This is a genomic window from Arthrobacter sp. NPDC056691 (assembly GCF_042791415.1).
Classification (GTDB): Bacteria; Actinomycetota; Actinomycetes; order Actinomycetales; family Micrococcaceae; genus Arthrobacter.
Genome location: NZ_JBHTXX010000010.1, coordinates 22,455 through 36,251 on the forward strand (window position 1 = coordinate 22,455; position 13,797 = coordinate 36,251).

Consider the following 13,797-nt stretch of genomic DNA (forward strand, 5'->3'; position numbering starts at 1 on the left):
GGTGGCAATCCACCGGTGCCCGCACCGCCGTCGTCATTGGCTGCTGGTTACAGTCCCAGGTCCGCTTCGAACGCGCCCTCTTCGAGGCGGGCCTTCAGCGTCTGCAGGAAGCGCCCGGCGTCCGCACCGTCCACCAGGCGGTGGTCGTAGGTGAGGGACAGGTACATCATGGAGCGGATGGCGATCGAGTCGTCACCGTTCTCGTCCTGGACCACGACGGGGCGCTTGACGATCGCACCGGTGCCCAGGATGCCGACCTGCGGCTGGTTGATGATCGGGGTGTCGAACAGCGCACCGACGGAACCGATGTTGGTGATGCTGAACGTACCGCCGGACAGCTCGTCCGGACCGATCTTGCCGTCGCGGGTACGGCCGGCGACGTCGGCGATCTTGCCGGCGAGGCCGGCAAGGTTGAGATTGCCGGCGTCGGAGATGACCGGAACCAGGAGCCCCTTGTCGGTGTCCACCGCAATCGCCAGGTGTTCGGCGTTGTGGTAGGTGATCTCCTGCTTGTCTTCGTCGTACGCAGCGTTGAGCTTCGGGTGCTGCTTGAGGGCCTCGGCCACGGCCTTGGCAATGAACGGCAGGAAGGTCAGCTTGACGCTGTTCTGGGCCTGGAACGAGTTCTTGGCCTTGAGGCGCAGCTTGGCGATCTTGGTCATGTCGACCTCGTGCACCTGCGTGAGCTGGGTGGAGACCTCGAGGGACTCGCGCATGCGGCGGGCGATGACCTGGCGGATCCGCGGAGCCTTCTGCACGGTGCCGCGCAGCGAGGAAGCAGCGGCCGACGGGGCTGCCGAAGAAGCGGCAGGGGCTGCCTGTGCTGCGGGAGCGGCCTTGGATTCAGCAGCGGCCAGGACGTCCTGCTTGCGGATGCGGCCGCCAACGCCGGTGCCGGAGACGGCGGCGATGTCCACGCCGTGCTGGTTGGCGAGCTTGCGCACCAGCGGAGTGACGTAGCCGGACTCGCCGCCTGCGGCGGGAGCAGCCTGCGGTGCCGGTGCGGCCTGGGGAGCGGGCGCTGCCTGCGGTGCCGGTGCAGCCTGGGGAGCGGGCGCGGGCGCCTCTTCCTTTGCCGGGGCAGCTGCCGGTGCCGGCTTTTCTGCAGCGGGAGCGGCGGGAGCCTCGGCGGGCTTCGCCGGAGCCGCGGCAGGGGCAGCGGCGCCGGAGCCGATGACGGCGAGGACGGAGCCAACCTCGGCGGTCTCGTCCTCGTTGACGCGGATTTCCTGCAGCGTACCTGCCACGGGGGACGGGATTTCGGTGTCTACCTTGTCGGTGGAAACCTCGAGCAGCGGCTCGTCAATTTCCACGGTGTCGCCAACAGCCTTGAGCCAGCGGGTGACGGTGCCTTCGGTGACGCTCTCGCCAAGGGCGGGCAGGGTGACCTCGTGGCCCTCGCCGGAGGATGCGGGTGCTGCTTCGGCGGCAGGTGCTTCCTGGGCCGGTGCCTCTTCAGCGGGAGCGGCAGGTGCCTCTTCGGCGGGTGCTGCCGGTGCTTCCTCGGCGGGCGCTGCTGCCGGTGCTTCGGCGGCGCCGCTACCCGAGCCGTCACCGATGCGCACCAGCGGAGCGCCAACTTCAGCGGTCTCATCTTCGGCGACGAGGATTTCCTCGATGACGCCGGCGATCGGAGAGGGGATTTCGGTGTCTACTTTGTCGGTGGAAACCTCGAGCAGCGGTTCGTCCACCTCTACCCGGTCACCTACCTGCTTGAGCCAGCGGGTGACAGTTCCTTCGGTGACGCTCTCACCGAGGGCGGGCAAGTTAACGGATTCAGACATGTCGTCCCCGTTCTCCTTATTGATGTAAAAGTGCGGATGAATTGCTGCAGTGTTCGAGCCCGGTGCACCGTGCTGTTCGAGCCGGTGCACCGGGCCGTTGGTGTCTTGCGGAACGAATTAGCCGTGGAGGGGCTTTCCTGCCAGCGCCAGGTGCGCCTCGCCCAGGGATTCGTTCTGGGTCGGGTGGGCGTGGACCAGCTGGGCCACGTCCTCGGGGTAGGCTTCCCAGTTCACGATCAGCTGGGCTTCGCCGATCTGCTCTCCCATGCGGGCGCCGATCATGTGGACGCCGACGACGGGGCCCTCTTTCTGGCGGACCAGCTTGACGAGGCCGCTGGTGCCCAGGATGGAGCTCTTGCCGTTGCCGGCGAGGTTGTATTCCTGGGTTTCGACCTGGTCGTCGCCGAACTTGGCCTTGGCGGCCTTCTCGGTGTAGCCGACCGTCGCAATTTCCGGCTCGGAGTAGGTGACCTTGGGGATGTTGACATCTTCGACGATGACGGGCTTGAGGCCGGCGATTTCTTCGGCGACGAAGATGCCCTGCTGGTAGCCGCGGTGCGCCAGCTGCACGCCGGGGACGATGTCGCCGACCGCGTAGATGTTGCCGACGCCGGTGTGCAGGCGCTCGTTGGTGATGACAAAGCCGCGGTCGATGTTCAGGCCGGCCTCCTCGTAGCCGAGGTTGGCCGTGACGGGTCCGCGGCCCACGGCCACGAGCAGAAGGTCGGCTTCGAAGGTCTTGCCGTCGACGAGGGTGACCTTGACGCCGTCGTTGTTCTGCTCAACGCCCTGGAAGAAGACGCCGGTGGAGAACTTGATGCCGCGCTTCTTGAAGGCGCGCTCAAAGTTCTTGACGATGGTGGCGTCCTCGTTGGGGACGAGGGAGGGCAGGCCCTCAACGATCGTCACGTCAACGCCGAAGGACTTCCAGACAGAAGCGAATTCGACGCCGATCACGCCGCCGCCCAGGATGATGGCACTCTTGGGGATGTAGTCCATGGTGAGCGCTTCGTCTGAGGTGATGACCTTGCCGCCGATTTCCAGGCCCGGCAGCGTGCGGGAGTAGGAACCCGTGGCGAGGACGATGTTCTTGCCCTTGTACGCGGTGCCGTTCACGACGACGGTGTCGGTTCCCTGGAGCTTGCCCTCACCCTCGATGACGGTGATGCCCTTGGACTTGATGAGGCCCTGCAGGCCCTTGAACTTGCCGGCAATGATGCCGTCTTTGTAGGCGTTGACAGCGGTGATGTCGATGCTGTCGAGCGTCACGTTCACGCCATACTTGGCGGAGTCGCGGGCGTGGTCTGCCAGTTCGGCCGAGTGCAGCAGCGCCTTGGTGGGGATGCAGCCGTTGTGGAGGCAGGTACCGCCGAGCTTGCCCTTCTCCACGAGGCCAACGGTGAAGCCAAGCTGAACGGCCCGGAGAGCCGTGGCGTACCCGCCGCTGCCACCACCGAGTACCAGGATGTCGAATTCTTGCGCAGTTGCCTGATCGGCCACTTAGACGCTCCCTCGCGTGAACGATGACACGAGAGTACGCATCATCTGGTCTTGGAAATTGCTCTGCCGTGATTATGCCAGCAGGCCTTTTCCCTTTCATTTGTGACTACCGTGGTTCACCTTAGCGAACCACTTATCCATGCTCCACCTTGCCGGTCCTTTTGTGGAGCGCTTGTGTCGAGTGTCACGCGGCTGTGTGGCGAGCGGATCACGCCGCCACACAGCCGCGGGGCACAACGGCTCAGGCCAGGAGATCCTCGACGTAGGCAACCAGCGTGCGCACGGTGCAGCCCGTGCCCTGCTTCGGCGTGTAGCCGTAGGGTGCCCCGTTGTTGAAGGACGGCCCGGCAATGTCGATGTGCGCCCACGGGATGGTCTGGCCGTCCTTGTCCTTGCCCACGAACTCGCGCAGGAACACGGCCGCCGTCATCATGCCGCCGTGGCGCTCACCGATGTTGGCGATGTCCGCCACCTGGGAATCGAGGCTGGGCCGCAGTTCTTCAGGCAGGGGCATGGGCCACACAAGCTCGCCGGCCCGGTCAGCGGCCGCCTTCAGCGGGCCGGTCACGCTGTCCGCGCCCATGATGCCGGCGGTCCGGTTGCCGAGCGCGATCAGCTGCGCACCGGTCAGGGTGGCAACGTCGATGATGGCGTCCGGGTACTCCTGGCTTGCGGCGACGATGCCGTCTGCCATGACCAGCCGGCCCTCGGCGTCGGTGTTCAGGACTTCCACCGTCTTCCCGCCGAACATGCTCAGCACATCGGCAGGACGCGAGGCCGCGCCGGATGGCATGTTCTCGGCGATGCACAGCCAGGCGGTCGCCTTGACAGGCAGCCCCAGGCCCGCGAGGGCCAGGACCGTATTAAGCACGACGGCGGCGCCCGCCATGTCGCTCTTCATGTCGCCCATGCCGAGGGCCGGCTTAATGGAGATGCCACCGGTGTCGAAGGTGATGCCCTTGCCGACCAGCGCGATTTTTCGTGTGGCCTTGGCGGGGGAGTACTCCACCTTGACGAGGCGGGGCTGGCGGGCGGAACCCTTGCCGACACCCATGATGCCGCCGAAGCCTTCCTTCTCCAGGCGCTTTTCGTCCCACACGGTGACCTTGACGGGCAGGCCCTTGGCCAGTTCCTTGGCGGCATCGGCGAACGACTCGGGGTAAAGGTGGCTCGGGGGCTGGTTCACGAGCGAGCGGGTGGCGTTGACGGCCTTGCCCAGCAGCCGCGCACGGTCGAGTGCGGCGTTCAGGTCCTTGTCGCCGGCGAGTTCGGTAAAGATCGCGACGTCCGCCACGGGATCCTTGAGGCCGTCCCTGCTGGACCGGAATTCGGTGAAGGAGTACGCGCCCAGCGCGGCACCCTCGGCGATGGCGGCAACATCGGCGACATTCGCCGTCGGGAACGCCAGCGTGACAGAGGACAGGCCGGCAAGCTGGCGTACAGCGGAGCCGGCCGCGCGGCGCAGCGCCTCCCCGGAGACCCTTCCACCGGCGTCGACCTTGCCCACGCCGGCCAGCACGAGGATTCCCGAGCCCGTCTCCGGAAGCCCGGGAAGGCGGACCGCCTGGTCCGGGGCGCCGGTGATGCCGAGAACCTTCAGCGAGTCGGTCAGGGCCTCAACAGATTTCGCGGTCAGCGGGTTTTCCAGCAGGAACGGGCCGTCCGGGCCCTGTCCGACGCCGATGACCACCGCGTCACTTGCCGCCTTCTTCAGGTCCCTTGCAATGGCACTAAGGTTGATTTCAGTATTCTTGACCACGAGGATCGGTCCTCAATTCTCTGTGATTGTTCGGGCAGGGAGCGCAGCAAGGCGCCCACTCGCGGGTGTCGGCCGCCGTCCATGCAGGGCAGCGGCGCCAACTTCCAAGGAAGCCAATTCCGATCGTAGTCTCTCGTTCCGCAACAGCGGGGGAGCGCCGGGGATCCGGGCCGGTTGAGAGGCTCGCCACAACGCCCCGAGGAATGACGCCGCTGTTCCGGGCGTTATGAAGAATAACCCCCGACCACGAAAGGAACTCGCCGTGTTTGAAAGGATCTCCGGCTCGCTGCTGGACCCCGACGCGCTCTATGCCAAGAACATTGGGCTGTTCCATAACCCTGAGCTCCGCGGGCTGAACCTGGTGATGGGCTTTACCGGCTTCGCCGACGCCGGCCACGTGGTCCGGCAGATCACCGACGAGCTGCTGGACACACTCGACACTGAACGTGTGGCCGTGTTCGACGCCGACCAGCTGATGGACTACCGGTCCCGGCGTCCGCATGTGACCTTTGTTGAGGACCATCTGCAGGACTACCAGCCGCCCACCCTGGCCCTCTACAGGCTGGTTGACGGGCTGGGCAAGCCTTTCCTGTTCCTCGCCGGCTTCGAGCCGGACCTGCAGTGGGAACGCTTCGCGCGTGCCGTGGTGCAGATCGTGGAGGCTCTGGATGTCAACCTGGTGACCTGGATCCACTCGATTCCCATGCCCGTGCCCCACACACGTCCGGTCGGGGTGACCGTGCACGGTAACCGGCCCGAGCTCATCGAGGGCATCTCCTCCTGGAAGCCGACCGTGGAGGTGCCGGCCGCCGTCGGGCATGTCCTGGAACTTCGCCTGAGCGACGCCGGCCGCAATGTTGCCGGCTACGTGATCCACGTGCCGCACTACCTCGCCGAGGCGGAGTACCCCCCGGCCGCCGTGGCTGGACTGGAGTACCTGGGCGCGGCCACCTCGCTGATGCTGCCGACAGACCGGCTGCGCGAGTCCGGCCGTGAAGTCGGCCGGCAGATTGCCGAGCAGATCGAGGCCTCCGAGGAAGTCCAGCAGGTGGTGGCCCGGCTGGAGGCCCGCTATGACGAAAAAGCCGAGGGCACGGTGCGCCGGTCCCTGCTCGCCAACGAGAACGACGAACTGCCCGACGGCGACGCGCTGGGCGCCGCTGTGGAGGCCTACCTGGCGCGGGAGAACCCCGCGCCGTAAGCCCCGTCACTGGGCGGCATAAGACTCGTCACTTGAGGGCAAAAACCGGGCAAAATAAATAGTATTTTTGTTCCGCCCGGGGATAATAAAAAGGTGACTGCACCCCGCGCCTGGCTCATTTGGTCCATCGGCATCTTTTCGTACCTTGTGGCTGTGACCCAGCGTACGTCGTTCGGTGTGGTGGGTCTGGAGGCGACCGAGAGGTTTCACGCCAGCGCCTCGGCCATCTCGTTCTTCACCGTGCTGCAGCTGCTGGTGTACGCCGGCCTTCAGATTCCGGTGGGTGTGCTGGTGGACAGGTTCGGCTCCCGGGCCATGATCGCCGGGGGCGCCCTGCTGATGGGCCTGGGCCAGCTGCAGCTTGCATATGCAGACAGCGTGCCGGCCGGTGTGCTGGGACGCGTGCTCGTGGGTGCCGGCGACGCCATGACCTTCATCTCCGTCATCCGGCTGATTCCGCTGTGGTTCGCGCCCGCCAGGGTTCCGCTGCTGACCCAGCTGACCGGCATGTCCGGGCAGCTCGGCCAATTGCTGAGCGTGGTGCCGTTTGCCTTCATCCTGCACACCGCGGGCTGGACCCCGGCGTTCCTTGCGCTGGCGGGATTCTCCGGAGTCGCCGTCGTGCTGGTGGTCCTGATGCTGCAGGACGTGCCGCCCGGCACGCCCAGGCAGGAGGCCGCCAAGGGGCTGCGCGCCACCGGCGTGTCCCTGTCCCGTGCGTGGAAGCAGCCGGGGACGCGGCTGGGGATGTGGAGCCACTTCACCATCCAGTTCAGCGGGACGGTGTTCGCCATGACCTGGGGCTACCCGTTCCTGATTTCGGCGCAGGGCCTTAACGCCGGCACCGTCGCCTCGCTCATGTCCCTCTACGTGGCCGGTGCCATCGGGGCAGGCCCGCTGATCGGGCGTTTCGTTTCGCGGCACCCCCTCCGGCGTTCCACCATGGTCCTCCTCCTCGTCGCCGCCACGGCAGCGGCCTGGGCGGCCGTGCTGCTCTATCCCGGCCGCTCGCCGCTGTGGCTGCTGGCCGTTCTCATCGTGGTGCTGGCCATCGGCGGCCCGGGCTCCATGATCGGCTTCGACTTCGCCCGTACCTTCAACCCGGCCCACCGGATCGGGACCGCTACCGGCATCGTCAACGTCGGCGGCTTCTTCGCAGCGCTCATGGCCATCTACCTGATCGGCGCCGTGCTGGACATCCTCAACTCCACGGGCTTTTCCCGCGGCGAACTCTATGGCCTCGAGCCCTTCCGCATCGCGCTGTGCGTGCACTTCCTGCTCCTCGGCGTCGGGTCCGTCGCCATGCTGGTGGTCCGCCGCAAGGTCCGCCGTCAGATGGCCGCGCAGGGCGTGGTGGTGCCGCCACTGCTGCAGGCAATGGCCCAGCAGCGCAGGCAACGGATTGCCCGCCGCAAGACCCTGTCCCGCGACTAGGCTTTTCCCCGCTGACGGCGCCTCCTCGGCAGACGGTGCCGGCTGACTGCCCGCGGGGCACTGCTCCTCAACAGACCCCCGTTGTCCACATGCACAATCTTCCAGTCGCGCCGGCAATAACCGCCGTCGGAAGCTGTTTCCATGACAGCACCGGAGCATCTCACCATCAGCGGACCCGAGGACATTCTTGGCTATATCCCGCACAGCCTGGGCTATCGGCCGTCCGAGAGCCTCGTGGCCATGACCATGCAGGGCAAACGCCTCGGAGCGACGCTTCGCGTCGACCTCCCGACGGGCGGCGGCCGCCGCAGCCGGGAGGCGTTCGCCAGGACAGTGGCGGAGTACTTGCTGGCTGACAAAGACGCTGATGGCACGCTGCTGGTCTTTTTTGCCGACGGCGGCTTCGACGATGACGGCAGGGAAGGTGGGGCGGCGTCGTCTCTTCGGCCGCTGCTCGCCGATCTGGAATGTGCCCTCGGGCTGGCGGGCATGCCTGTGCGGGACGCATGGCGGGTGGGCGCAGAGTACTGGCGCAACGTCTACTGCACCGACAACGGTTGCTGCCCGCTGCCGGGCCGCCCCGTGACCGAGATCCGGGACAGCCGGCTCAACGCCGAGATGGTGTATCTGGGCAGCAGCGTCGGCGCGCCGCCCGGTGCGGCGTCGCCCGGCAATGCAGATACGCCGGCAGCGGACGACGCCGACGTCATGGCAGCCGAACGCGCGTGGGATCTGGCCCTGGCCGGGAAGAGAACTCATCGGGCCCAGTTCGACGCGGTTCTCGACGCCTGGGCAGCTGCGTTGCAGACTGTTTCGCCTGATGCCATTCCGGAGGGAGCCGTTCCGCTTGATTCCGGTCCACTTGCAACTGGCGAGGGCGGCGGTCTCGAACCGGAACTCGCCGGGTTTCTGCGCGCATCGCTGCGTGTGCCGGCGTGGCGCGACGCAGTACTGGTCATGGCTGCCGCCGGGCGCGCCGCGGCGGCGGCCGGCGCCGAAGCCTTCGGGATCTTCTCTGCCGGGACAGGACAGGCCGTGTCGTGCCCGCCGCTGCCGGAGGTGCGGCTGTCTCCGCTCCTTCCTGAACAGTCCGAAGACAGCGTCGGCGACGCCGCCGCTTCCGGCTGCGGCCCGGATGCCCTGCCCGGATACGGCGAAGTCCTGCTGGGCCTGAGCCCACGGGTGCCGGACTGGGACACGCTGAAACGCTTGGAGCGCCTGATGCATGATCTGTCGTCGTGCGGCGGGGGCGAGGCGCAGGCTGCGGCGCTAACAGCGACCGGCTGGATCGAATGGTGCCGGGGGAGAGGTTCCTTCGCGGACGCGTCGTTGACGCGGGCGCTGGAAGCCAGTCCTGGTTACCGGCTGGCCGAGCTGCTGTCCGAGGTTGTCCGGCGCGGAACACTCTGCGGCTGGGCAGGACGCCGCGAGGCCGCGTGGCAGAAGTTCGGATCGGACGCTGCCTAGATCAGCTGCCTCGATCAGGGCCGCCGGCGCCGACATGACCCGCCGCCGGGGCGTCTTACGGTCCGGTCGGCCCCTGGCGCGGAAAATCATGAGACAATGGAGGCCGAGACCCGGTTGGGTCCGTGAATCAATGCTTGCAGTGATCCCAAACGGGAACATTGCGGCCGTCCCGGCAGTTCTACTTAGTGGCCCTGTCGGTCGGTTGCATCTGATGTCAATCACGGACTTGACAGGGTCATAGTGGTGTTGCCCGAAGGTGACTCCACAGACCGCCGCTAGAAAGGTTTTCTGTGACCCCGTCTTCCGCGAAGAAGGAACCCGCCGCCCTGGCCGTTGACACTGCCGAGGAGAAGCCGGCGGCATCCAGCGCCAAGCGTGCAACCACCCGTGCCGCTGGGAAGCCCGAGCCCAAGAAGCGCGGACCCAAGCCCGGAGCCAAGGCTGCAGCCGAAGCTGCCGGAAGCCGCTCAACCAATGACGATGCCGAGCTGGAGTCCGAGGAGGACCTGGACGACGCCCAGCCCGACACCGCTGATCTGGTCGATGAACCCGACGAGGCCGGCAAGGAAGCCGCAGCGCCTACCGGTTCGGGATTCGTCTACTCTGACGCCGACGACGACGATGCACCTGTCCAGCAGGTCATGTCAGCTGGCGCCACCGCCGACCCCGTCAAGGACTACCTGAAGCAGATCGGTAAGGTAGCCCTCCTCAACGCCGAACAGGAAGTTGACCTCGCGCTCCGCATCGAGGCCGGCCTGTTCGCCGAAGAAAAGATCGCCGCCGATGACGGCTCGATGGACCCGAAGTACAAGCGCGAACTTGAGTTCATCATCCACGACGGCAAGCGCGCCAAGAACCACCTCCTCGAGGCCAACCTCCGCCTTGTCGTCTCGCTTGCCAAGCGCTACACCGGTCGCGGCATGCTGTTCCTGGACCTCATCCAGGAAGGCAACCTCGGCCTCATCCGTGCTGTCGAGAAGTTCGACTACACCAAGGGCTTCAAGTTCTCCACCTACGCCACTTGGTGGATCCGCCAGGCCATTACCCGTGCCATGGCGGACCAGGCCCGCACCATCCGTATCCCGGTGCACATGGTGGAAGTCATCAACAAGCTGGCCCGTGTCCAGCGCCAGATGCTGCAGGACCTGGGCCGCGAACCTACGCCCGAAGAGCTGGCGCTCGAGCTGGACATGACCCCCGAGAAGGTCGTCGAAGTCCAGAAGTACGGCCGCGAGCCCATTTCGCTGCATACACCGCTTGGCGAGGACGGCGATTCCGAGTTCGGTGACCTCATCGAGGACTCCGAAGCCGTCGTTCCGGCCGATGCTGTGAGCTTCACCCTGCTGCAGGAACAGCTGCACTCCGTGCTGGACACCCTGTCCGAGCGCGAAGCCGGCGTTGTTGCCATGCGGTTCGGCCTCACGGATGGCCAGCCGAAGACTTTAGACGAAATCGGCAAGGTCTACGGCGTTACCCGTGAGCGCATCCGTCAGATCGAATCCAAGACCATGTCCAAGCTCCGCCACCCGTCCCGGTCGCAGGTGCTGCGCGACTACCTGGACTAGGCATCACCGGGCCAGTAATTCCTGGACTGGGAAACACGAACAAGGGCCAGGCCTTTCGCCGGAAACCGGCGGCAGGCCTGGCCTTTGTCATGCCCGCGACTCACGGTGTAGGCGCGCGTGGCCGGAGACGCTGTGGCCATGCCTGCAGGCTTGCGCCGGCGGGTCGTTTTTCGGGCAGCAGTCCGCAACATTGGTTGAGGTACCCAGCCCCCAAGGTACCCAGCCCCCAAGGTGCCTAGTCCCTAAGGTGCCCAGTCCTTAAAGTGCCCCGCCACAGGTCACCCGACTCGGGCTACTTACCCGGCCGTTCCGGATAGAGGGTTTCAAGGACCGCGGGAACCTCAGTGACCGATTCCACCCCGGCCGGTTCCCAAGAGGCCGTCTCCCAGTAAGCCGTTTCTGGGCAGGCTGGCTTCACTCAGCCGGGTTCCGGGCGAACTGGCTCCGGAGAGTGGCATTCCTGGCAGTGGCATTCCTGGCAGTGGCGTTCCTGGTAGTGGGGGTGCGGTGGATTGGTAGGTGTGGCCGGTGGGTGTGGTGAGTTCGATGGTGTGTCGTGGTCCGGGTCTGGGTTGGGCTTTCCAGCCGGGGAGTTCTTTGGTGTGGTTGCAGGCTTCGCAGAGTCCGGCGCCGTTGGCGAGGGATGTTGGGCCGTTGTTGTGCCAGGGGATGATGTGGTCGTGGTGGCGGATGGGTGCGTCGCAGTAGGGTGTGCGGCAGGTGTTGTCGCGGATTTGGATGAAGCGGCGCAGTGGTGCCGGGAAGAGCCGCCGCCGGGAATCCATGGCCACGAGGTCGCCGGTGTCCGGGGCGGTGTAGAGCCGGCGGAGCCAGATCTTCAGTTCCTGCACGGCGTCCTGCTGGCCTGCGTCCTTATGGCCGGTGCCTGAGCCGGAAATGTTCGAGCCTCCGGCGGCTGACCGGCCAGCTGCGGTCTGGAGATGATCCGGCGGGCCGGAATCGTGGCACCCGGGCAAGCTCTGGCCCGGAGCCCTACCCTGTCCAGCTCCTTGTCCTTCTCCCTGTTCGTCCTCCTGTTGAGCCACGAGCTTCCGGGCCCAGGCGGAGGGGACTACACCGTAGCCAGCAAGCCTTGCTGGTTCGCTGTCGCCCTGGAGGAGCGTGCGGTCGGTCATGACGAGGCTGATCTCCACCCCGGCGACGCCACCCTGTGTGCCGGTGGTCCATTCGACGAGGGTGTCGGCCTTGATCTGCCCGAGGCTGCGGGGGTCGCCTGCGGCGTGGACAGTGTCGGCCTGCCGGGTCAATGCCGCATACACGGCGACGCCCTGGTGGGCGGGCAGCATCGCTGTCAGGTAGGTCATGCAGTCCGGTGCCGGGCGCAGGCTCACGCCCCGTTCCGAGGCGGCGTGGCTGGCGCGTTGGGTGACCGAGCGCGGGTCCCTGCGGGTGGCGGCGGCCTTGAGAGCGGCGATGACGGCCCGGGTCCCGACCCCGTTGAAGGTTCCGGTGTCGGCGGCGAGTTCCTCATCGACGGCGGCCCGGTCTTCGACGGTCAGGGTGGCTGTTTCCTTCACGACATACATGGCGCGCTCTTCGTTGAGCTGGCCGGTGTCCAGTGCACCGAGGGTGTGGGGCATCTCGGTGACCAGGGCCTTGGCCATGCCGAGCAGCCGGCCGCCGCGGTGTGGTGACTCGCCCCGGGCCAGGGCGATCTGCTCGGCCACCCCCATGCTCTGTTCTTTGGGGCGTGGCTTGCCCAGGTCCCCGGCCGACAGAGCGCTGCGGTTGCCATGACCGGGACTGCTCTCGGCTTCGAGTTCAGCTTGTTCCTGACGCTGTTTCGCTTCGAAGGTGACGGCAAGCCTCGCTTGTTGCCCGGTAGCCCAGCATTTGAATTTCTCCAGCGCCTGGGTCTGGTCGATCAGTCCGGGACCGTCGGCGGTGAGGTCGGCCTTCAAGAAGACCTCGGCCGCCGCCAGTCTTGCGTCGAGACTCAGCCAAGGCGCATCAGCACTGGAGGGCGCGCCGCCGGCGAACACCGCGTCGTAAAACAGTGCCTCGGGAAACGGATCCACTGGAAAGGATTCCGGATACTCGTCGTCGTATGGAACCCCGTCGTCCAGGAAGCCGTCGTACCCGAACTCATCGAACAGAAGAGTCTCGTCAGAGAACCAACCGGCGGGATTCGCGTCAAAAAGAAAAACTGCATCCGGAAGCAAGGCCCCGGGACCCGCGGCAGCACGCAGGTCGTCGCCGTGCGGCGCCGCTCCTGTCAGTGCTGAATTCCCGAAGCCTTCCATGAACACAGTCTGCCAACAGGCACTGACATTAAAGGGCCCATCGGACGCCCGGGGCGGGTGGATCCAAAAAAGTTGTTTGGATCCACCCGAGGACGAAAAACTGCGTCGCAGATCAGGGCGTTCCCAGCGGTGAGAACGCCCTGATCTGGTACCCAGTTGGGCGCCCGAAGCCAACCAAGCATTCGGCTGGAAGCAAGCCCGCCGACTAGAAAGCCCGAGCCGCGGCAGCGCCGCCGTCGTACGGGGTTATCCCGTATGACCGAAGGGAATCCAGGTAGCAGATCAGGGCGTTCCCAGCCGTCAGAACGCCCTGACCTGCCTCCCAGTTGGGCCCTTGGCGAGTGGGAAGCCCAAGACGCGGGAGCATCTAGGAGGGGAGCCGGGCTGGCGACAAAGAAAAAGCCAGGACCCCCGGGCGGGGATCCTGGCTTTGAGCTTTGTTGTCTAGTCGACCGGAACCGGTGCCTTTTCGTTCAACCGGTCAGTCTCATCGTGCCAGTCGGAGCTGAGCGGCCTAAGGGTCGCTTCGACGGCCCGTGAATGGTGGGCGCAGAAGAGCAGCTCGCCCCCGGAGGACTCAAGTACAACCCGGACGTATGCCTGCGCGCCGCAACGGTCACACCGGTCAGCTGCGGTTAGCGTGCGGTCGGCAACTGCTGTTGTCATGTCGGCCTCCTTAGTAGATCTGTACATCTATATAACCAGCATTCGCCGCTAAACCATGGCAAGGATGGGTCACTTTCGCTGTCCGCGTATCACGTGTGCGTAACGAACGCCGGGAGCGGGGACCCGTGTCGGGAGTGGCAGTCCGGCATTTGGCGGC

The 13,797-nt window shown here is 66.1% G+C and carries 9 protein-coding genes; 4 read left to right on the forward strand and 5 right to left on the reverse strand.

Annotated features, from left to right (window positions below):
* Positions 1-47: 47 nt before the first annotated feature.
* The 3 genes from sucB to ACFRAU_RS10425 form a co-directional block, all read right to left on the reverse strand.
* Positions 48-1,784 carry a 2-oxoglutarate dehydrogenase, E2 component, dihydrolipoamide succinyltransferase gene (sucB, locus tag ACFRAU_RS10415; RefSeq protein WP_377999843.1) on the reverse strand — a complete coding sequence of 579 codons (1,737 nt, stop codon included), beginning with the start codon at positions 1,782-1,784 and terminating at the stop codon, positions 48-50.
* A gap of 117 nt (positions 1,785-1,901) precedes the next feature.
* The gene (gene lpdA / locus ACFRAU_RS10420; RefSeq protein ID WP_377997285.1) at positions 1,902-3,284 is read right to left on the reverse strand and encodes a dihydrolipoyl dehydrogenase; all 1,383 of its coding nucleotides are present in this window, start codon (positions 3,282-3,284) and stop codon (positions 1,902-1,904) included.
* A 241-nt stretch (positions 3,285-3,525) separates the two neighbouring features.
* Complete coding sequence (locus ACFRAU_RS10425; protein ID WP_377999844.1) at positions 3,526-5,043, reverse strand: leucyl aminopeptidase; 1,518 nt, start codon at positions 5,041-5,043, stop codon at positions 3,526-3,528.
* A 262-nt stretch (positions 5,044-5,305) separates the two neighbouring features.
* Between ACFRAU_RS10425 and ACFRAU_RS10430 the strand changes: the two genes are divergently transcribed.
* The 4 genes from ACFRAU_RS10430 to ACFRAU_RS10445 all read left to right on the forward strand — a co-directional run bounded on the left by ACFRAU_RS10430 (position 5,306) and on the right by ACFRAU_RS10445 (position 10,710).
* A complete protein-coding gene (locus ACFRAU_RS10430) occupies positions 5,306-6,244 on the forward strand; it encodes a proteasome assembly chaperone family protein (protein ID WP_377999845.1) in 939 nt (312 codons plus the stop codon).
* A 93-nt stretch (positions 6,245-6,337) separates the two neighbouring features.
* On the forward strand, positions 6,338-7,678 hold the full coding sequence (locus ACFRAU_RS10435) for a nitrate/nitrite transporter (RefSeq protein WP_377999846.1): 1,341 nt from the start codon (positions 6,338-6,340) through the stop codon (positions 7,676-7,678).
* Between the two features lie 141 nt (positions 7,679-7,819).
* Positions 7,820-9,145, forward strand: coding sequence for a DUF4192 domain-containing protein (locus ACFRAU_RS10440; protein WP_377999847.1), 1,326 nt, complete (start codon positions 7,820-7,822; stop codon positions 9,143-9,145).
* 290 nt (positions 9,146-9,435) lie between these two features.
* Positions 9,436-10,710 carry an RNA polymerase sigma factor gene (locus ACFRAU_RS10445; RefSeq protein ID WP_377997290.1) on the forward strand — a complete coding sequence of 425 codons (1,275 nt, stop codon included), beginning with the start codon at positions 9,436-9,438 and terminating at the stop codon, positions 10,708-10,710.
* A gap of 341 nt (positions 10,711-11,051) precedes the next feature.
* Here the strand turns inward: ACFRAU_RS10445 and ACFRAU_RS10450 are convergent, their stop codons facing one another.
* The gene (locus ACFRAU_RS10450; RefSeq protein WP_377999848.1) at positions 11,052-12,974 is read right to left on the reverse strand and encodes a DUF222 domain-containing protein; all 1,923 of its coding nucleotides are present in this window, start codon (positions 12,972-12,974) and stop codon (positions 11,052-11,054) included.
* Between the two features lie 444 nt (positions 12,975-13,418).
* A complete protein-coding gene (locus tag ACFRAU_RS10455; protein WP_377993969.1) occupies positions 13,419-13,640 on the reverse strand; it encodes a hypothetical protein in 222 nt (73 codons plus the stop codon).
* Positions 13,641-13,797: the final 157 nt, after the last annotated feature.

Bases quoted from the DNA above. Each gene is read 5' to 3' on its own strand.
- ACFRAU_RS10455 (WP_377993969.1), bottom strand. From the start codon at position 13,640: ATGACAACAGCAGTTGCCGACCGCACGCTAACCGCAGCTGACCGGTGT.
- ACFRAU_RS10450 (WP_377999848.1), bottom strand. From the start codon at position 12,974: ATGGAAGGCTTCGGGAATTCAGCACTGACAGGAGCGGCGCCGCACGGC.
- sucB (WP_377999843.1), bottom strand. From the start codon at position 1,784: ATGTCTGAATCCGTTAACTTGCCCGCCCTCGGTGAGAGCGTCACCGAA.
- ACFRAU_RS10440 (WP_377999847.1), top strand. From the start codon at position 7,820: ATGACAGCACCGGAGCATCTCACCATCAGCGGACCCGAGGACATTCTT.